Source organism: Blautia sp. CAG:257 (genome assembly GCF_000433815.1).
Lineage (GTDB): Bacteria > Bacillota > Clostridia > Lachnospirales > Lachnospiraceae > Blautia_A > Blautia_A caecimuris.
The window spans coordinates 4,041-23,619 of sequence record NZ_HF999021.1 but is presented as its reverse complement, the minus strand read 5'-3'; the positions used below and the strand labels follow the sequence as shown (position 1 = coordinate 23,619).

16 protein-coding genes are annotated in these 19,579 nt (G+C 42.9%); 15 read left to right on the top strand and 1 reads right to left on the bottom strand.

Features of this window, described 5'->3' with window-relative positions; all coding sequences use genetic code 11:
• Window positions 1–32: 32 nt before the first annotated feature.
• The 14 genes from mmsA to QVP40_RS04070 all read left to right on the top strand — a co-directional run bounded on the left by mmsA (window position 33) and on the right by QVP40_RS04070 (window position 15,535).
• Window positions 33–1,571, top strand: a complete 1,539-nt coding sequence (gene mmsA, locus QVP40_RS04135; RefSeq protein WP_022067231.1) for a multiple monosaccharide ABC transporter ATP-binding protein — start codon at window positions 33–35, stop codon at window positions 1,569–1,571.
• Between the two features lie 3 nt (window positions 1,572–1,574).
• The gene (gene mmsB / locus QVP40_RS04130; RefSeq protein ID WP_022067230.1) at window positions 1,575–2,747 is read left to right on the top strand and encodes a multiple monosaccharide ABC transporter permease; all 1,173 of its coding nucleotides are present in this window, start codon (window positions 1,575–1,577) and stop codon (window positions 2,745–2,747) included.
• 330 nt (window positions 2,748–3,077) lie between these two features.
• Entirely contained in the window at window positions 3,078–4,004 is a 927-nt protein-coding gene (add, locus tag QVP40_RS04125) for an adenosine deaminase (RefSeq protein WP_022067229.1), read from the top strand.
• Between the two features lie 208 nt (window positions 4,005–4,212).
• Window positions 4,213–5,745, top strand: a complete 1,533-nt coding sequence (locus QVP40_RS04120; RefSeq protein ID WP_022067228.1) for an ABC transporter ATP-binding protein — start codon at window positions 4,213–4,215, stop codon at window positions 5,743–5,745.
• Window positions 5,735–6,865 (top strand): ABC transporter permease, encoded by a 1,131-nt coding sequence (locus QVP40_RS04115; protein ID WP_022067227.1) that lies wholly within the window; start codon window positions 5,735–5,737, stop codon window positions 6,863–6,865. The genes QVP40_RS04120 and QVP40_RS04115 overlap by 11 nt, the downstream gene beginning before the upstream one ends.
• A gap of 2 nt (window positions 6,866–6,867) precedes the next feature.
• Window positions 6,868–7,821 carry an ABC transporter permease gene (locus tag QVP40_RS04110; RefSeq protein WP_022067226.1) on the top strand — a complete coding sequence of 318 codons (954 nt, stop codon included), beginning with the start codon at window positions 6,868–6,870 and terminating at the stop codon, window positions 7,819–7,821.
• Window positions 7,822–7,881: 60 nt separating this feature from the next.
• Window positions 7,882–8,946, top strand: a complete 1,065-nt coding sequence (locus tag QVP40_RS04105) for a BMP family lipoprotein (protein WP_022067225.1) — start codon at window positions 7,882–7,884, stop codon at window positions 8,944–8,946.
• A gap of 97 nt (window positions 8,947–9,043) precedes the next feature.
• Window positions 9,044–9,766 carry a Crp/Fnr family transcriptional regulator gene (locus QVP40_RS04100; protein ID WP_022067224.1) on the top strand — a complete coding sequence of 241 codons (723 nt, stop codon included), beginning with the start codon at window positions 9,044–9,046 and terminating at the stop codon, window positions 9,764–9,766.
• Between the two features lie 4 nt (window positions 9,767–9,770).
• The gene (locus QVP40_RS04095) at window positions 9,771–10,613 is read left to right on the top strand and encodes a purine-nucleoside phosphorylase (RefSeq protein WP_022067223.1); all 843 of its coding nucleotides are present in this window, start codon (window positions 9,771–9,773) and stop codon (window positions 10,611–10,613) included.
• Window positions 10,606–11,052 (top strand): cytidine deaminase, encoded by a 447-nt coding sequence (gene cdd, locus QVP40_RS04090; protein WP_022067222.1) that lies wholly within the window; start codon window positions 10,606–10,608, stop codon window positions 11,050–11,052. The genes QVP40_RS04095 and cdd overlap by 8 nt, the downstream gene beginning before the upstream one ends.
• Window positions 11,053–11,067: 15 nt before the next feature.
• Window positions 11,068–11,847, top strand: a complete 780-nt coding sequence (gene udp / locus QVP40_RS04085; RefSeq protein ID WP_022067221.1) for a uridine phosphorylase — start codon at window positions 11,068–11,070, stop codon at window positions 11,845–11,847.
• A gap of 51 nt (window positions 11,848–11,898) precedes the next feature.
• Entirely contained in the window at window positions 11,899–13,089 is a 1,191-nt protein-coding gene (locus tag QVP40_RS04080; RefSeq protein ID WP_022067220.1) for a phosphopentomutase, read from the top strand.
• Window positions 13,090–13,108: 19 nt separating this feature from the next.
• Window positions 13,109–13,777 (top strand): deoxyribose-phosphate aldolase, encoded by a 669-nt coding sequence (gene deoC / locus QVP40_RS04075; protein ID WP_022067219.1) that lies wholly within the window; start codon window positions 13,109–13,111, stop codon window positions 13,775–13,777.
• A gap of 279 nt (window positions 13,778–14,056) precedes the next feature.
• Window positions 14,057–15,535: a C69 family dipeptidase gene (locus QVP40_RS04070; RefSeq protein WP_022067218.1), complete on the top strand. Its 1,479-nt coding sequence runs from the start codon at window positions 14,057–14,059 to the stop codon at window positions 15,533–15,535.
• Window positions 15,536–15,548: 13 nt separating this feature from the next.
• Here the strand turns inward: QVP40_RS04070 and QVP40_RS04065 are convergent, their stop codons facing one another.
• On the bottom strand, window positions 15,549–16,466 hold the full coding sequence (locus QVP40_RS04065) for a cation transporter (protein ID WP_022067217.1): 918 nt from the start codon (window positions 16,464–16,466) through the stop codon (window positions 15,549–15,551).
• 715 nt (window positions 16,467–17,181) lie between these two features.
• Between QVP40_RS04065 and ileS the strand changes: the two genes are divergently transcribed.
• The coding region (gene ileS / locus QVP40_RS04060) for an isoleucine--tRNA ligase (protein WP_288200318.1) at window positions 17,182–19,579 on the top strand (2,398 nt) is incomplete at its 3' end.

The following is a 19,579-nucleotide window of genomic DNA, read 5'->3' as shown; positions in this document are numbered from 1 at the left end:
CCTTATCATTTCAAATTTAGGGAGGGATATCATTGGCGAAAATACTTCTGGAAATGAAAAATATTACCAAGACTTTCCCGGGTGTAAAAGCACTGGATAATGTAAATCTGAAGGTAGAAGAGGGCGAGATCCATGCGCTGGTAGGAGAGAACGGCGCAGGAAAATCAACTTTGATGAACGTTCTCAGCGGAATTTATCCTTATGGCTCCTATGAGGGAGATATTATTTACAATGGTGAGATCTGCAGATTTACAAATATTAAGGACAGTGAAGAAAAAGGGATAGTTATTATTCATCAGGAACTGGCATTGATCCCCTATATGACAATCGGGGAAAATATGTATCTTGGAAACGAAAAAGGTTCTGCATTCTCCATTAACTGGAATGAAACTTACGGAGAAGCAGATGAATATTTGAAAACAGTAGGACTGGAAGAATCTTCCCGTACTTTGATTAAGGATATAGGTGTTGGAAAACAGCAGCTTGTGGAAATTGCAAAAGCCCTTGCAAAACATGCAAAGCTTCTGATTCTGGATGAACCGACAGCTTCTCTGAATGAGGATGACTCAAAAGCGCTTCTGGAGCTGCTTCTGAAATTCAAAAAAGAGGGTATGACTTCCATTATCATTTCTCATAAACTGAATGAAATTTCTTATGTGGCAGATAAGATCACAGTTATCCGTGACGGTTCCACAATCGAAACTCTGGACAAAAAAACAGACGATATTTCAGAAAACCGTATCATTCAGGGCATGGTAGGCCGTGAGCTGACAGACCGTTTCCCGAAACGTCCCCATGTAAAAATCGGGGATGTGTCCATGGAGGTCAAGAACTGGACAGTTCACCACCCGCTTTATTCTGAAAGAAAGGTAGTAGACAATGCTTCTTTCAAGGTACACAAAGGTGAAGTAGTAGGAATCTCCGGACTGATGGGCGCCGGACGTACGGAGCTTGCCATGAGTATTTTTGGCAAAAGCTACGGTACGGGGATCAGCGGACAGGTATTTATTGACGGCAAAGAAGTTAAAATGAATACAGTCACAGATGCGATTAAACATAAGCTTGCCTATGTGACTGAGGACAGAAAAGGCAATGGCCTGATTCTTTCCAGTCCGATCAAGATCAACACGACCCTTGCCAATCTGAAGAATGTAAGCAAATGCGGTGTTCTTGATAACGACAAAGAATATGCGGTGGCAGACGAATACAGGGAGAAGCTGAAAACCAAATGTCCGACCGTAGAACAGAATGTAGGAAATCTGAGCGGTGGAAACCAGCAGAAGGTCCTTCTGGCAAAATGGATGTTTACCGAACCGGATATCCTGATTCTTGACGAGCCCACCCGCGGCATTGATGTAGGTGCAAAATATGAGATTTACTGTATTATTAACGACCTGGTTGCAGCAGGAAAATCTGTAATTATGATCTCCTCTGAGCTTCCTGAGGTTCTTGGTATGTCCGACAGGATCTATATCATGAATGAAGGAAAGATCGTGGGAGAGGTCAGCGGACAGGAAGCTACCCAGGAAGGCATCATGTCACGTATTCTGAAATCAAGCAAAGGAGAATAAGCCATGGAAAACAAGATCAGATTTTCTGAAGTATTGAAAAAATATACAATGGTTATTGTGCTGGCACTGGTAATCATTTTGTTTACAGTGAATACCGGAGGAAAAATGCTCCTGCCCCAGAATGTCAATAACCTGATCGTACAGAACGCATATGTATTTATTCTTGCAACAGGTATGCTGTTCTGTATTCTGACAGGAGGAAACATTGACCTGTCTGTAGGTTCTATTGTCTGCTTCGTTGGCGCCGTAGGCGGAAAAATGATGGTGACAAATGAAATGAACCCGTATCTGTCAATTATAGTTATGCTTCTGGTAGGACTTCTTATCGGTGCATGGCAGGGATTCTGGATCGCTTACGTTCGAATACCACCGTTTATTGTAACACTTGCGGGAATGTTGGTATTCCGTGGACTTTCCAATGTTGTACTGGAAGGTATGACTCTGGCTCCGATGCCGGATAATTTCCTTGCACTTTTTAACAACTATATTCCGGATTTCTTCGGAATGGAAGGCTTTAACATGACCTGCTTCCTTGTAGGTGTGGTTGTCTGTGTCCTTTATGTGTTTATGGTACTGAAGGGACGAGCTTCCAGAACTAAAAAAGGTTATCGCGTAGAACCCTTTGGCGGTGTGCTGATTAAAATGATCGTAATCTGTGCGGCAGTTCTGGCATTTATGTTCCGTCTGGCACAGTACAAAGGTATTCCGAACTCTCTGGTATGGATCGCTGTTGTAATCGCAGTTTATACTTATATTGCTTCCAAGACTACAGTAGGCCGTTATTTCTATGCAGTAGGCGGCAACGAGAAAGCAACAAAGCTTTCCGGTATCAATACAAACAGAGTTTATTTCCTGGCTTATCTGAACATGGGATTTCTGGCAGCAGTGGCAGGTATGGTCACAACAGCCCGACTGAATTCTGCCAACCCTACAGCAGGAACAAGCTTTGAGATGGATGCGATCGGCGCCTGCTTTATCGGCGGTGCTTCCGCATACGGCGGAACAGGAACCGTTCCAGGCGTTATCATTGGCGCTCTTCTGATGGGTGTTCTGAACCTTGGTATGAGTATCATGGGTGTTGACCAGAACATGCAGAAGGTGGTAAAAGGTCTTGTACTTCTGGCAGCAGTTATCTTTGATGTAGTAAGTAAAAGAAAATCCTTTATTGTAAAATAAGCCAGTGGAATAACAACTGGTTTCGTAAAAATCGGAAAACCTTCTTAAATTGATATGCTTTCTTTTAAACATAATTGTCGCTATATCTGAAAAAATGGTGTATAATAGCTAAAAGATTATGTCGCATTTAAGATTAACTTTTCCAGTAGAGATTTATAGGGTAAATACCATGCATCAAGATGCTGTAGCATTTTGATGAAATAGAGGCGGCAGTACCACATCTTAGTTGAGTGGTGTCTGCCGTTTTCTAATCGAAAGGAATTCATAAGCATTGAATTTACTGAGCTGAAGATTCCGATAGAATATTTTATAATCAGAGGAGGTATGACTATGAAAAACGGAATTGATCTTCATCTTCATCTGGATGGATCTCTTACCCCGGCTTATGTGATCAGGCAGGCGAAAAAGCAGGGGATAGAGCTTCCTGCCTGGGAAGAAAATGAATTGGTGAAATATATGACAGCGCCAGCTGACTGTCAGGATCTAAATGAATATCTGGAAAAGTTTGATCTGCCCTGTTCTGTAATGCAGACAGAGGAGGGACTGACAGATGCAGCCCGGGACGTATGCAGTCAGATGAAGGAACAGGGGCTGAAATATGTGGAAATCCGTTTTGCGCCGCAGCTTCATATTCAAAAAGGTCTGACCCAGGATCAGGTGGTAAAAGCAGTCCTGGAAGGATTGCTCTGCGATGATGATTTCCAGTCAAGAGTTATTTTGTGCTGCATGAGAAAAGATAATAATGAACAGGAGAACCTGGAAACGATACATATTGCGGCAAAATATCTTGGAAAAGGCGTTGTGGCAGCAGATCTGGCAGGTGCAGAGGCACTTTTTCCAACTTCCTCTTTTGAGAAAATATTCAAAGAGGCAAAAAAAGAGGGATTACCATTTACAATTCATGCAGGAGAGGCAGCCGGTCCGGAAAGTATATGGGCAGCATTAAAATTCGGAGCAAAACGGATCGGTCATGGAGTGCGATGCCTGGAAGATAAAGAACTAGTGGCTTATCTCAGAAAAAACCAGATTCCTCTTGAAGTATGCCCTACCAGTAATTTCCAGACAAAGGCGGTAAAAGGGGAATATCCATTAAAGAAAATGCTGGAGGAAGGCTTGTGCGTAACCTTAAATACAGATAACACGACTGTTTCCGGAACCACTCTGGAAAGGGAATATGAGATTGCCGGAACTCAGCTGGGTCTGACAGAAGAAGAGATCAGCAGATTAAAAGAAAATGCAGAAAAGTCCAGATTCTGATTTTTTAGTATCTATTGTATACTTTATAACAGAAGAGAAGCGAAAGTATGCGTAAAAATGTACAAAAAAATATTTGGTTATTAAAAAAAATCTGTTTAATAATAAAAAAAAGGACATGAGTCCTTTTTTTATTGCACAAAAAAGATGTATAATAAATGAAACAAAAAGATATTTTGCACAAACAGGAACGGGTAAAGGAGGTACATGAGTGGAATATGTAATCGAAATGAACCATATTACAAAACAATTTGGGGATTTTAAAGCAAACGATGACATTACTCTCCAGGTAAAAAAAGGAGAAGTCCACGCTCTTCTTGGGGAAAACGGAGCAGGAAAGTCCACCTTGATGAGTGTTCTTTTTGGTCTTTATCAGCCGGAGGAAGGCGAAATAAAGATCAATGGAAAAACTGTAAAGATCAATAATCCAAACGATGCGAATGAGTTGGGCATCGGAATGGTTCATCAGCATTTTAAACTGGTTCATAATTTTACAGTTCTGGAAAGTATTGTGCTTGGCAGGGAAACCGTAAAAATGGGTGTTCTGAAAATGGAAGACGCCAGAAAAAAAGTAATGGAACTCAGTGAAAAGTACAAATTTAAAATTGATCCGGATGCCTACATCTCTGATATTACCGTAGGAATGCAGCAAAGAGTTGAAATCCTTAAAATGCTGTACTGTGACAATGATATTTTGATTTTTGACGAGCCTACCGCAGTACTGACTCCTCAGGAGATCCAGGAGCTTATGAAAGTAATGAAGCAGCTTGTGGCAGAGGGAAAATCCATTATTTTTATTACTCATAAGCTGAATGAGATCAAGGAAGTAGCAGATCGCTGCAGTGTTTTGCGTAAAGGCAAATACATCGGTACCATCAATGTGGCAGATACCACCAAAGAACAGATGTCTGAAATGATGGTAGGAAGAAAAGTAAACCTGAACGTGGAAAAAACAGAAATGAATCCCGGAGATGCAGTTCTGGAAGTGAGAAATCTGACCATCAAAAGCAAAGCTTCAAAGAAAGCGGCTGTTAAAAATGTTTCTTTTAAGGTTCGTAAAGGTGAAATTCTTTGTGTGGCAGGTATTGATGGGAATGGACAATCAGAACTGGTGTATGGAATCACAGGTCTGATGCCCCTGGACAGCGGACAGGTGATTTTAAACGGAAAAGATATTACAAAGGAAAGCATCCGTCAGAAATGTATTGATGGTATGGCTCATATTCCGGAAGATCGTCATAAAGACGGACTGGTTCTTGACTATACACTTCAGGAGAACCTGGTACTTCAGACTTACTATACAGACCGTTTTCAGAAACATGGATTTTTGAAATTTGATGCAATCCGTGAGTATGCAAAAGAGCTGATCAAAAAATTTGACATCCGTTCCAGTCATGGAGAAACCAGCATCGCCAGAGGCATGTCCGGCGGAAACCAGCAGAAAGCCATTATTGCCAGAGAGCTTGACAGAAATCCGGAGATCGTAATTGCAGTGCAGCCGGTACGAGGACTTGACGTAGGAGCCATTGAGTACATCCATAAGCAGCTTGTAGCACAGAGAGATGCAGGAAAAGCGGTTCTTTTGGTATCTCTGGAACTGGATGAGGTAATGAATTTAAGTGACCGTATCGTGGTTATGTACGAAGGTGAGATTGTTGCTGACCTGAATCCGAAGGAAATCACAACAGAGGAACTTGGACTTTATATGGCAGGTGCAAAAAGGAGTGTGAAGAATGAACAGTAAACGTAAATCTATATTTAAAGGAGAAGGATTTGTTAATTTCAGTTCTTCTATCCTGGCGATCATCTGTGGTCTGCTGTTTGGATTCATCATCCTTCTTGCAAGTAATCCCAGCCAGGCTGTAAATGGATTTATGATGATCATAAAAGGCGGTTTTACAGACGGTATGAAAGGAGTAGGCGATGTTCTCTACTATGCGACTCCGATCATTATGACAGGTCTTTCTGTAGGATTTGCTTTTAAAACAGGCCTTTTTAATATCGGAGCATCCGGACAGTTTACAGCAGGAGCTTTTGCAGCCGTATATGTAGGAATCAAATGGACGTTCCTTCCGGCTTCAATCCACTGGCTGGTAGCCCTTCTGGCAGCAATCTTGGTAGGAGCTCTGGTAGGAAGTATTCCGGGAATCCTGAAAGCTTTCTTTAATGTAAATGAAGTTATTTCAGCGATCATGATGAATTACATCGGCATGTATATCGTGAATCTTCTGGTTCGCAACTATATTTACGATCCGCTGAAAAATCAGTCTGTGGCAGTAGCTCAAAGTGCGATACTGCCAAAAGCCGGACTGGACAAGATTTTTGTAGGCGCAAGCCTGAACATCGGAATTTTTATTGCAGTACTTTGTGTGATCCTGATTTATGTGATCCTGAACAAGACAACATTCGGATATGAGTTAAAAGCCTGCGGTCTTAATCCTCACGCAAGCAAATATGCCGGAATCAATGAAAAGAGAAATATCGTTCTTTCCATGGTGATCTCCGGTGCCCTTGCAGGTCTTGGCGGTGCGCTGCTGTATCTGGCAGGATCCGGAAAATATCTTCAGGTACTTGATATCATTGCACCGGAAGGATTTTCAGGAATTTCAGTGGCTCTTCTTGGACTTTCCAATCCGATCGGAATCCTGTTTTCCGGACTTTTTATCGGACATATTACTGTAGGCGGCTACAATATGCAGCTTTTTGACTTTGTATCAGAAGCGATCGATATTATTATTGCAGCAATCGTTTACTGCGGTGCTCTGTCCCTCCTGTTTAAGACAATGATCCATAAGATTCAGATGAGACGGGCAAAAAAAGCAGAAGCAAAAGCAGTTGGCACAGATAAAGGAAAGGAGGAATAGGCATGAGCGTATTATATTTTATCATTCAGCAGACAATGTATTTTGCGATTCCTCTTCTGATCGTGGCCATCGGTGCTATGTATTCGGAACGAAGCGGCGTCATCAACATTGCTCTGGAAGGTATTATGGTTATGGGAGCCTTTGTAGGAATTTTCTTTATCAATATCTTTCAGAACAGTATCAGTGGACAGCTCCTGCTGATCCTGGCAGTTTTGATCGCAGGTGCGGTAGGCGGGATATTTTCTCTGCTCCATGCATTTGCTTCCGTAAACATGAAAGCAGATCAGACTATCAGCGGTACTGCTCTTAATATGTTTGCTCCGGCATTTGCGATTTATGTGGCACGTATGATCCAGGGTACTCAGCAGATTCCTTTTGCAGATACCTTTTATATTTCAAAGGTACCGGTTCTTGGAAGCATTCCGGTGATCGGACCTATGTTTTTCCAGAATTGCTATATTACTACATTTATTGGCATCGGTATTTTCCTTGTGGCAGCCTTTGCCATCAAAAAGACAAGATTCGGTCTTCGTCTCCGTGCCTGCGGTGAGCATCCGGGCGCAGCAGACTCTGTAGGCGTAAACGTAGCAGGGATCCGCTATGCAGGTGTTATCATTTCCGGTGTCCTTGCCGGAATCGGCGGTCTGGTATTCGTAGTTCCGACATCCACAAACTTTAATGCAACTGTAGCCGGATATGGATTCCTTGCCATTGCCGTGCTGATCTTCGGACAGTGGAGAAGTGGTAAAATCCTTATGGCAGCATTTTTCTTCGGTATCATGAAGACACTGGCAAGTGCATATTCAGCTATTCCGATACTGAAATCTCTGCCGATCCCAAATGAGATCTACAAGACGATTCCTTATATTGCAACGCTGATCGTTCTGATCTTTTCTTCAAAGAATTCTCAGGCTCCGCGGGCAGAGGGAATTCCATATGATAAGGGAAGCAGATAAACGTTTATTTTTACGTGAAACTTATTAATTTACATAAAAAATCCAAAGGAGGACAAAAACATGATGAAAAAATTATTAAGTTTATTACTGGCAGGCGTAATGGTTATGGGAGGTGCTGCAACGGTTCATGCAGATGAGGGATATGAACTTGCGCTGATCACAGACGTAGGAACTATTGACGACAAATCCTTTAACCAGGGTTCCTGGGAAGGACTGGAGGCATATGCAAAAGATAATAATCTTACCTGCAAATATTACAAACCGGCTGAAAAATCAGACGCTGCATGCATGACCTCCATTGACCTTGCAGTAAAAGGAGGAGCAAAGGTTATCGTAACTCCGGGATTCCTGTTTGAGTATCCGGTTCTGGAAGCACAGGATAAATATCCGGACGTAAAATTCGTAATTATTGATGCAGCTCCTACAGATCCTAACGAGGGTCAGAGAATTGAGAAAAACGTAGAATCCATTTTCTATGCAGAGGAGCAGGCTGGTTATCTGGCAGGCTATGCAGCAGTAGCAGAAGGCTATACAAAGCTTGGATTCATGGGCGGTATTGCAGTTCCTGCAGTAATCCGTTACGGTTATGGATTTATCCAGGGCGCTGACGCAGCTGCAAAAGAGCTTGGCGTAGAAGAAGTGTCCATGAAGTATACTTATGTAGGAAACTTTGATGCAACTCCGGAAAACAATGCAAAAGCATCTGCATGGTATAACGAAGGAACAGAAGTAATCTTCGCATGCGGCGGTGCAGTTGGAAACTCTGTTATGAAAGCAGCAGAGACTTCTGGCGGCAAAGTGATCGGTGTAGACGTTGACCAGTCTTCCGAGTCTGATACAGTTATTACATCTGCTATGAAGAACCTTGGCGATTCTGTATACAATACTGTAAAATCTTGTTATGATGGAACCTTTGAAGGCGGAAAATCTGTAACTCTTACAGCTGCTGACAATGGTATCTTACTGCCGATGGAAACATCTAAATTTGAGAAATTTGACCAGGCTACATATGATAAACTTTTCCAGGGTCTTGTTGACGGAAGCATCAAAGTAGAAAATGATACAGTTGCAGCAAGCGCAACAGATGTTCCGGCAGACAATGTAAAAGTAGAACTGATCCAGTAATGGAATCAGCAGAACGGAGCAACTATTGATTCAATAACAAAAAGGCTGTCGCACAAGTAAGTGGGACAGCCTGTTTTCCTAAATGAGGTGAAAGATCATGAGTGACTACCTGTATAATGCCATATCTGTTCTGGGAGAAATAGAACATGAAAAATATGAGGAACTGAAAGCATATTTTGCCGGCGCTCCCAGGTGGCTCATTGATTCTTTCCAGATCATTAAGATGGAAAAGGACTATACATTTATCAGAGAAAACGAACCGGTCAAATATATTTATCTGATCATTAAAGGAATCATACGGGCAGCAGATTACAGGATCTATGGAATCGTATATGATTTTATGAGAGTAAATACACTGGAAGCAATGGGCGGTATGGAATTAGTCCTGGATCTTCCTGTATATAATGCAACCATAGAAACAGTGACGCCCTGTATTGCGATCAAGATTCCGAAACACAGTTATGAAAAATGGTTAAATACAGACATCAATGCATTGAAACGGGAAGCGAAAACCGTAGGACGTTATTTATTGGAAACAGATAGGAAAAGCAGAGCTTATTTATTTCTGCAGGGTGCCGACAGGCTGGCTCTTTACCTGGTGGACACCTATAAGAAAAATGAAAAAGACGGAAGATTCTTTGTGAATTCCTCCAGAGCGGAGCTTTCTGAGATGACAGGGCTTTGTGTCCGGACAGTCAACCGCGCGGTCAAAAAGTTCCATGAAAACGGATGGATCACAAAAGAAGGAAATAAATTCAGTATCAATAAAGAGCAGTACATGAAGATGAATGAAATGGTATCAGCATTAATAGAGAGGTGATGATATGGAAAATAGAATTTATGAAAAACTTATCACATGCACCAATGCAGTGAAAAGTCGTATTTCATTTAAACCGGAGGTGGCATTGATCCTGGGCTCTGGACTGGGAGATTATGCCAAAGAAATGGATGTTGTGGAAGTTCTGGAATATTCTGAGATTGAAGGATTTCCGGTATCTACAGTGACAGGGCATCAGGGAAGATTTTTGTTTGGTTATGTACAGGGAGTTCCGATTGTAGCCATGCAGGGACGTGTTCATTACTATGAAGGATATGAAATGTCAGACGTTGTGCTTCCTACCAGATTAATGGGATTGCTGGGGGCAAAAACGATTATCCTTACAAATGCAGCCGGAGGCGTTAATTATAATTTCTGCCCGGGAGATCTGATGATGATCACAGATCATATTACAACGGCTGTTCCAAGTCCTTTGATCGGACAAAATCTGGAGGAACTGGGACCAAGATTTCCTGATATGAGTGAAGTTTATAAAAAAGAACTGAGAGAAATCATCAAAAAGGCTGCCAGAAATATGCAGGTAAGCATCCAGCAGGGAGTATACATGCAGTTTACAGGTCCGAATTATGAAACACCGGCAGAAATCCGTATGTGCAGAGCTATGGGCGGAGATGCGGCAGGAATGAGCACTGCCTGTGAGGCAATGGCTGCCAATCACATGGGAATGGATGTATGCGGAATATCCTGTATCACAAATATGGCATCAGGAATGTCCGCACAGCCGCTGGATCATAAAGAGGTACAGGAGACAGCAGACCGTGCAGCGGCAGATTTTAAGAAGCTGGTGACAGAGACCATACGTCTGATCGGAGAAAGAAAGAATGGATGAAAAAGTTCTGGACAGTGGAAGCTTAAATGAAAAAAAACTGATTGAACTGGCTCATGAGGCCAGAAAACGGGCTTATACTCCTTATTCTCACTTCCAGGTAGGCGCGGCGCTTGTTACAAAACAGGGAAAAGTATATCTGGGATGCAATATAGAAAACGCATCCTATACTCCCAGCAACTGTGCAGAGAGAACCGCATTTTTTAAGGCGGTATCGGAAGGAGAGAGAGAATTTGCAGCCATAGCGGTTGTAGGCGACGCGGAAGGAACAGAGGGAAAAGAAACGTGTTCGCCATGTGGAGTATGCCGTCAGGTCATGCGTGAATTTTGTGCTCCGGAAGAATTCCGGATTCTTCTGGAGGATGGAAAAGGTGGAATTTTGAACTACAGTCTGGCAGAATTGCTGCCGCTGGGATTCGGACCGGAAAATCTGGCCCGCTAAAAGGAGGAAGATAAAATGCAGAATTATTCAGGTGAAGTGGGATTGCAGTATCATTTACAGATCCGGAAAGGTGATGTAGGACGTTATGTGATTCTTCCGGGAGATCCGAAACGCTGTGAAAAGATCGCCAGATTTTTTGATGATGCGAAGCTGGTGGCAGACAGTCGTGAGTATGTGACTTATACCGGCTATCTGGACGGCGAAAAAGTCAGTGTGACCTCAACTGGAATTGGAGGACCTTCTGCTTCAATCGCTATGGAAGAGCTTGTGCTTTGCGGAGCGGATACTTTTATCCGTGTGGGAACCTGTGGCGGTATTGAGATGGATGTAAAAGGCGGAGATATTGTTGTAGCAACCGGAGCGATCCGCATGGAGGGAACCAGCAGAGAATATGCTCCTATTGAGTTTCCGGCAGTTGCAGATCTGGACGTTACAAATGCTCTGGTATCAGCGGCAAAAGAGCTGGGTTACACTTATCATGCAGGCGTTGTTCAGTGTAAGGATGCTTTTTATGGACAGCATGAGCCGGAGAGAATGCCGGTCAGCTACGAACTTCTGAACAAGTGGGAAGCATGGAAACGTCTGGGCTGCAAAGCATCGGAAATGGAATCAGCTGCATTGTTTGTGGCGGCAAGTCATTTGAGAGTACGCTGCGGATCTGATTTTCTTGTAGTGGGAAATCAGGAGAGAAATGCAGCAGGATTGGACAATCCTATTGTTCATGATACAGAGTCAGCAATTAAGGTTGCTGTAGAAGCTATCCGCAAACTGATCCGGGCAGACAGAGAAAAATAAGCTATCACGATTCTTATATACATGATCAATAATAGGAAGGAAGGCATTTCATTGAGTAAATTTAAACGTGTTTTTACCATTGTTGTAGACTCTATGGGAATTGGTGCCCTGCCGGATGCTGCAGAATATGGAGATGCAGGAACCGATACGCTGGGGCACATTGCGGAAAGAACAGAAAACTTTCAGATTCCTAATTTTCAAAAGCTGGGGATTGCCAATCTTCATCCGCTGAAAGGCGTTCCGGCAGCAGAAAAGCCTCTTGGCTATTATATGGAAATGGCAGAAGCCAGTGTGGGAAAGGATACTATGACCGGCCATTGGGAAATGATGGGACTTCATATTACCACACCGTTTAAAACCTTTACGGAAACAGGATTTCCCAAAGAGCTTCTGGATGAACTGTCAGCAAGGACGGGGCGTGTGATTATTGGAAACAAAAGCGCCAGCGGAACTGAAATCCTGGACGAACTGGCAGAAGAAGAAATTGCAACCGGTCATATGATCGTGTACACGTCTGCAGATTCTGTTCTCCAGATCTGTGGAAATGAAGAAACCTTTGGGCTTCAGGAACTTTATCGCTGCTGCGAGATTGCCAGAGAGCTGACTATGAAGGATGAATGGAAGGTTGGAAGAGTCATTGCAAGACCTTATGTAGGAAAAAAGAAGGGGGAATTCAAGCGTACTGCCAACCGTCATGATTATGCACTGAAACCTTATGGGAAAACAGCGCTGGATGCCTTAAAGGAGGCAGGATATGAGGTGATCTCTGTTGGAAAGATTTTTGATATTTTTGACGGAGAAGGCCTGACGGAATCCAATAAATCCAAGAGCTCTGTTCATGGAATGGAACAGACCATTGAAATTGCGAGAAAAGATTTTGAAGGATTGTGCTTTACCAACCTGGTAGACTTCGACGCCTTGTGGGGACACCGCCGCAATGTAGAAGGTTATGCGCAGGAGCTGGAAAAATTTGACCAAAAACTGGGCGAACTTCTTCAGGTACTTCGTGAGGACGATCTTTTAATCATTACGGCAGATCACGGAAATGATCCAACCCATACAGGAACGGATCACACCAGAGAACATGTGCCTTTTGTAGCTTATTCTCCTTCTATGAAAGGAAATGGAAAACTGGAGGACACGGATACCTTTGCAGTGATTGGGGCAACTATTGCAGATAATTTCGGTGTAAAAATGCCGGAAGGAACCATTGGACATTCAATTTTAGATAAACTGAAATAAGTTATCAGAAAGGACAGTTATGGATAAAAAAGAAATCTTAAGCAAAGTAGACCATACCTTATTGACACAGACTGCAACATGGGAGGAAATCCGCCAGATTCTGGACGATTCTATTAAATATGGAGCAGCATCCGCATGCATTCCGGCTTCCTATGTAAAGCAAAGCGCTGATTATGTAGAGGGAAAGCTTCCCATTTGTACAGTGATCGGTTTTCCAAACGGATACAGCACTACGGCCACAAAAGTTTTTGAGACCAGGGACGCTATTGCCAACGGAGCTTCAGAGATAGACATGGTGATCAATATCGGCTTACTGAAAGATAAGAAATATCAGGAGCTGGAAGATGAGATCCGCAGCATTCACGAAGCTTGTGACGGAAAGATCCTTAAAGTAATCATTGAAACCTGTCTGCTTACAGATGAAGAAAAAATAAAAATGTGCGAAATCGTTACAAAGGCAGGAGCAGAGTTTATTAAAACCTCTACAGGATTTTCAAAATCCGGAGCAACCTTTGCAGATGTGGAGCTGATGAGGAAACATGTGGGACCGGAAGTGAAGGTAAAAGCAGCCGGCGGTATTTCTTCTCTGGAGGACGCAGAAGAATTTATCCGTCTTGGGGCTGATCGTCTGGGAACAAGTCGAATTGTCAAAATTATAAAGAATACCGATGATGGTACTGGATATTAAATAATAGATGGAAGAGCGGCTAATATTGTCTTTTAGCTTTATGGTCTTTTAAAATAAGAATCTCCTGTAGAAATCAGTGTTTTTATACCTGATTTCAGGCAGGAGATTTTTATTTTACTGCAATCTAAAGTTTCAGAATCTCTAACGGAGAGCAGATATCAATCTCGATCGCTGTATGATTTTAAAAATCAAAATGCAGCCTGGTTTTTGAAAAAGACGGTGAAATATTATAGGTTTTATATTAAAATAGACTTATATAATACACAGGAGGAAACGACTATGCCATGTACCACAATTTTAATTGGAAAAAACGCAACTTATGACGGCTCCACGATTGTTGCGAGAAATGAAGATTCTCCGTCAGGGGAGTTCTGTGCCAAAAGACTGGAGGTTATGAAGCCGGAAGATCAGCCGAGACTTTATAAATCTGTGCTTTCTCATGTGGAGATCCCTCTTCCTGAAACTCCGTTCCAGTATACATACCTTCCAAACAGTGATACTGTGGAGGGAATCTGGGGCGCTTACGGTGTCAACGAAAAAAATGTTTCCATGACAGCAACAGAAACTCTTACAACCAATGCCAGAGTGGCCGGCGGGGATCCACTGGTACGCTACAAGAAATCCGAGGGCAACGAGCCGGAAATCGTGGGAGGTATCGGAGAGGAGGATATGGTGACAATTACTCTTCCCTATATTTCTTCTGCAAGAGAGGGAGTAGAACGTCTGGGAATGCTTCTGGAAACCTATGGAACTTATGAGATGAACGGAATTGCATTTCAGGATGAAAATGAGATCTGGTGGCTGGAAACAATCGGAGGACATAACTGGATCGCAAAAAAAGTTCCTGATAATGAATATGTGGTTATGCCTAACCAGTTTGGAATTGACAGTTTTGATCTGGATGATGCTTACGGTAAAAAAGAAAACCATATGTGTTCCTTCAGCCTGAAAAAACTGATCCAGGAGAATCATCTGGACGTGCGTATGGATCCCGAGGAAGAGTTTAATCCCAGAACAGCCTTTGGTTCTCATGAGGATGCAGACCATGTTTATAATACTCCCCGTGCATGGGTGATGCTTCGGTATTTTAATCCCAGAACCTTTGACTGGGACGGACCGGATGCAGAATACAGACCGGAGGATGACGATCTTCCCTGGTCTCTTATTCCGGAAAAAAAGATCACACTGGAAGAGGTAAAATGGATACTTTCTAATTATTATCAGGGAACTCCTTATGATGTTTACGGAAAGGACACCGGAGCAGGCAGGTACAGACCTATCGGTATCAGCAGGAATAATGCTCTTGGACTTGTTCAGATCCGTCCTTATATGCCGGAGGACCTGAAGGTGCTGCAGTGGGTTGCACTGGGTTCCAATGTGTTTAATGCCATGATTCCTCTTTATCCTGGAGTGGATAAAATGCCGGAGTATCTTTCAAAGGCTTATGTGAAGCCGACAACAGAGAATTTTTACTGGGCAAACCGTATTATCGCAGCTTTGGCTGACCCGCATTTTTATGAGAATCAGTCAAATATTGAACGTTATCAGCTTTCATCAGACCGTAAGGTATATGAAATGATCCGAAAATTTGATCAGGAATTTCTGAACAAAGAGCCAGAGGATAAAAAGGCGTTTTTTGAAGCTGCAAATCAGGAAATTTCTGATTTTATCCAGGAAAAAACAACAGAGCTGCTGGATAAGGTTCTGTTTACTTCAAGCTGTCTGATGAGAAACGGATTTTCCAGAAGTGATGCATAAGCAGAAAGGATATTTATCCTTCCCGACTGTCCAAGATCAGTTCACAGGAAATATCCGTGAATTCTCCGGAGAGAATCTGGTTCAGCCGATTGGTTGCTTCATGAAGTTGGCATACATTCAGGCTGTCAGAATTTATCCGAAAATAAATAGCAACCCATAGCTGTCTTCCTGTACGGGCAATATCGTAAAAAACAGGATGAAAGGAAAAATCTTTCAGGATACCGGAAGAAAGCTCCTTAATTCTGCCAACTGTTTTTTTGTCAGGTGAAAAAAGGAAAAGCTCTCGAAAAGTTTCCATAAGCATTTTGATGCTTTCCGGAATCATAAGTATCATAATAAAAATAGCGACTAACTGGTCAAAATATGGAGCCAAAAAATCAAAAGGAGTATTTTTTAACTGAGTTGCAATAAAAAAAGCACCCGACATACCAATACTGTATGCTACATCAATTTTCCAGCCCAGGATCTCTGCTTTTACGGTAGGAGAGGAAACATTGCGGCTCATGAATTTCATGATCAGAAAAATACCCAGACTGACAAGTCCGACCATGAACTGAAACAGGGAAACCTGTCCTTTGTTAATATTATTTCCGCCAGAAAGAAGGCTTTCAATAACATCAGCAAGAACACTGACTGTTACAGAAGTCAGCATTATATTTTTGACAAGGATAAAAAAGGATTCTACCTGAAAGAAACCATAGGGTCTTTTTTCAGAAACCGGTTTATGGAATAATGGTGTCAAAAACAGGATCAGTACAATAAAGATTAGTTCAGATGCATCATAAAGTGCATCCATAAGAGTAGACTGGGAATGACTGTATACAGCATAGACCAGTTCGGCGGCTACAAAGAACAGTCCACTGATAAATGACAGAAGCAGGATCCTTTTTTCAAGAATTTCTTTTGAGTTTTTGGCAGGTTCAGATGTCATGCTTACTCCTTTCAGACAATTCGCATAAAAAATGTATGTGTATAATGAAAGGTATTATATAACAACCCTAAAATAAAGTAAACACCTGTCAGACTTTCAAAAATATATTTATATCCGGTCGAAAAGATCTCGGATTTTTGGAATAATCAGGGAAAGGACTTGACAGATAGAAATTATAGACTTTATAATATAATCTGTATATATGATCACGTAAAAACGTTGATGGAGACAGTAGACCGCAGACATTTTAGAGTGACTGAAAAGAAATCGAACGCTGCAGAGAGCCGGGGGCAGGTGGAAGCCCGGTGCAAGTAGGAACGGCCGAATATCACTCCGGAGTTTCTTTCCCGAAATTGGAAAAAAGTAGGGACAGACGGTGTTCCCGCCGTTAAGTGGGACAGATATCGGCAGGATTCTGCCCGTATTGTGTAACAGGTGGTGCGAAGAAGCGTAGATTCAGCTCTCGTCCTTTTACAGGACGAGGGCTCTTTTATTATAGAAGTCCCGGAAAGCGGATGTGCAGATTGCAGATTTATCTGCATAGATGCACATACATTTGACGGGCTGACACATATGAGCAAGAAGGACGACAGGACGCATTGCGAATGTGTGTGCGATTGCGGGAGTACTCAGTACGGAGCAATCGACTTCTATAATAAAATAAAACAACAAGGAAAGAATTGTAAAATGTAATACTGAACAGGAGGAAGCAATCGTGTATCAGAAGGTAGATACGAACCTGAACTTTGTTGACCGTGAAAAAAAGGTGGAACAGTTCTGGAAAGAGAACAAAATTTTTGAAAAAAGTATGGACAGCCGTAAGGAAGGAGAAACCTATACCTTTTATGACGGACCGCCAACCGCTAACGGCAAGCCTCACATTGGCCATGTACTGACTCGTGTTATCAAGGATATGATTCCAAGATACCGTACAATGAAGGGCTGTATGGTTCCGCGTAAGGCAGGTTGGGACACTCACGGTCTCCCGGTAGAGCTTGAGGTAGAGAAAAAGCTTGGCCTTGACGGCAAGGAACAGATCGAGGCTTACGGTATGGAGCCGTTTATCCAGCAGTGTAAGGAAAGTGTCTGGAAATACAAGGGAATGTGGGAAGATTTTTCTTCTACAGTTGGTTTCTGGGCAGATATGGATCATCCGTATGTAACCTATGATGATAATTACATTGAGTCTGAGTGGTGGGCTCTGAAAGAGATCTGGAACAAAAATCTTCTTTACAAAGGATTTAAGATCGTGCCTTACTGCCCGCGCTGCGGAACTCCTCTTTCTGCACAGGAGGTTTCCCAGGGCTACAAGACTGTAAAAGAGCGTTCTGCTATTGTACGTTTTAAAGTGGTTGGCGAGGAGGCATATTTCCTTGCATGGACAACCACACCGTGGACACTGCCGTCCAACCTTGCGCTCTGCGTAAACCCGGATGAGACTTACTGTAAGGTAAAGGCCGCAGACGGTTATACTTATTACCTGGCTGAGGCCCTTATGGACAAGGTTCTGGGCAAGCTTGCAAAAGAGGATGAAAAAGCATACGAGATCCTGGAAACCTATAAGGGAAAAGATCTGGAATATAAAGAGTACGAACCTCTCTGGGAGTGCACCAGAGAAGCAGCGGCAAAGCAGAAGAAAAAAGCGCATTTCGTAGTATGTGACAGCTATGTTACCATGAGCGACGGTACCGGTATCGTTCATATTGCTCCGGCATTTGGTGAGGACGATAACCGTGTGGGACGCGATTACAACCTTCCGTTCGTACAGTTTGTAGACGGACAGGGAAATATGGCCAAAGAAACTCCATATGCAGGTGTATTTGTAAAGAAAGCAGATCCCCTTGTACTTGTTGACCTGGACAAAGAAGGCAAGCTTTTTGACGCGCCGAAATTTGAGCATGATTATCCGCACTGCTGGAGATGTGACACACCGCTTATTTACTATGCGCGTGAGTCCTGGTTCATTAAAATGACAGCAGTGAAGGAAGACCTGATCCGCAACAACAATACCATCAACTGGATTCCGGAGAATATCGGTAAGGGACGTTTCGGCGACTGGCTGGAAAATGTTCAGGACTGGGGTATTTCCAGAAACCGTTACTGGGGAACACCTTTAAATATCTGGCAGTGTGAATGCGGACATATGCATTCTGTCGGAAGCCGTCAGGAGCTCTTTGAGATGAGCGGTGATGAGAAGGCAAAAACTGTGGAACTTCACCGTCCGTATATTGACGAGATCACTCTGAAGTGTCCGGAGTGCGGCGGAACCATGCACCGTGTACCGGAGGTTATTGACTGCTGGTTTGATTCAGGAGCAATGCCTTTTGCGCAGCATCATTATCCATTTGAAAATCAGGATCTGTTTGAGCAGCAGTTCCCGGCAGATTTTATTTCCGAGGCAGTCGACCAGACAAGAGGATGGTTCTATTCTCTTCTGGCAGAGTCTACCCTGCTGTTTAAAAAGGCTCCTTACAGAAATGTTATTGTTCTGGGACATGTTCAGGATGAAAACGGACAGAAGATGAGTAAGTCCAAAGGAAATGCGGTAGATCCTTTTGACGCTCTGGAAAAATACGGCGCAGACGCTATCCGCTGGTATTTCTATATCAACAGCGCTCCGTGGCTGCCGAACCGTTTCCACGGCAAAGCTGTTGTGGAAGGACAGCGTAAATTCATGAGCACTCTGTGGAACACTTATGCGTTCTTTGTGCTTTATGCAAATATTGACGAGTTTGACCCGACAAAATACAATCTGGACTATGACAGCCTTCCGGTTATGGACAAATGGCTTCTCAGCAAGCTGAATTCTGTGGTAAAAGCTGTTGACGAAAACCTTGCTTCCTACAAAATTCCGGAGAGTGCAAGAGCACTTCAGGAATTTGTGGACGAAATGAGTAACTGGTATGTAAGAAGAAGCCGTGAGCGTTTCTGGGCAAAGGGAATGGAGCAGGATAAGATCAATGCATACATGACCCTGTACACAGCTCTTGTGACAATCTCCAAGGCTGCAGCTCCTATGATTCCGTTTATGACAGAGGATATGTACCAGAACCTTGTAAGAAGCGTAGATCCGTCTGCTCCGGAAAGTATCCATCTCTGTGATTTCCCTGAGG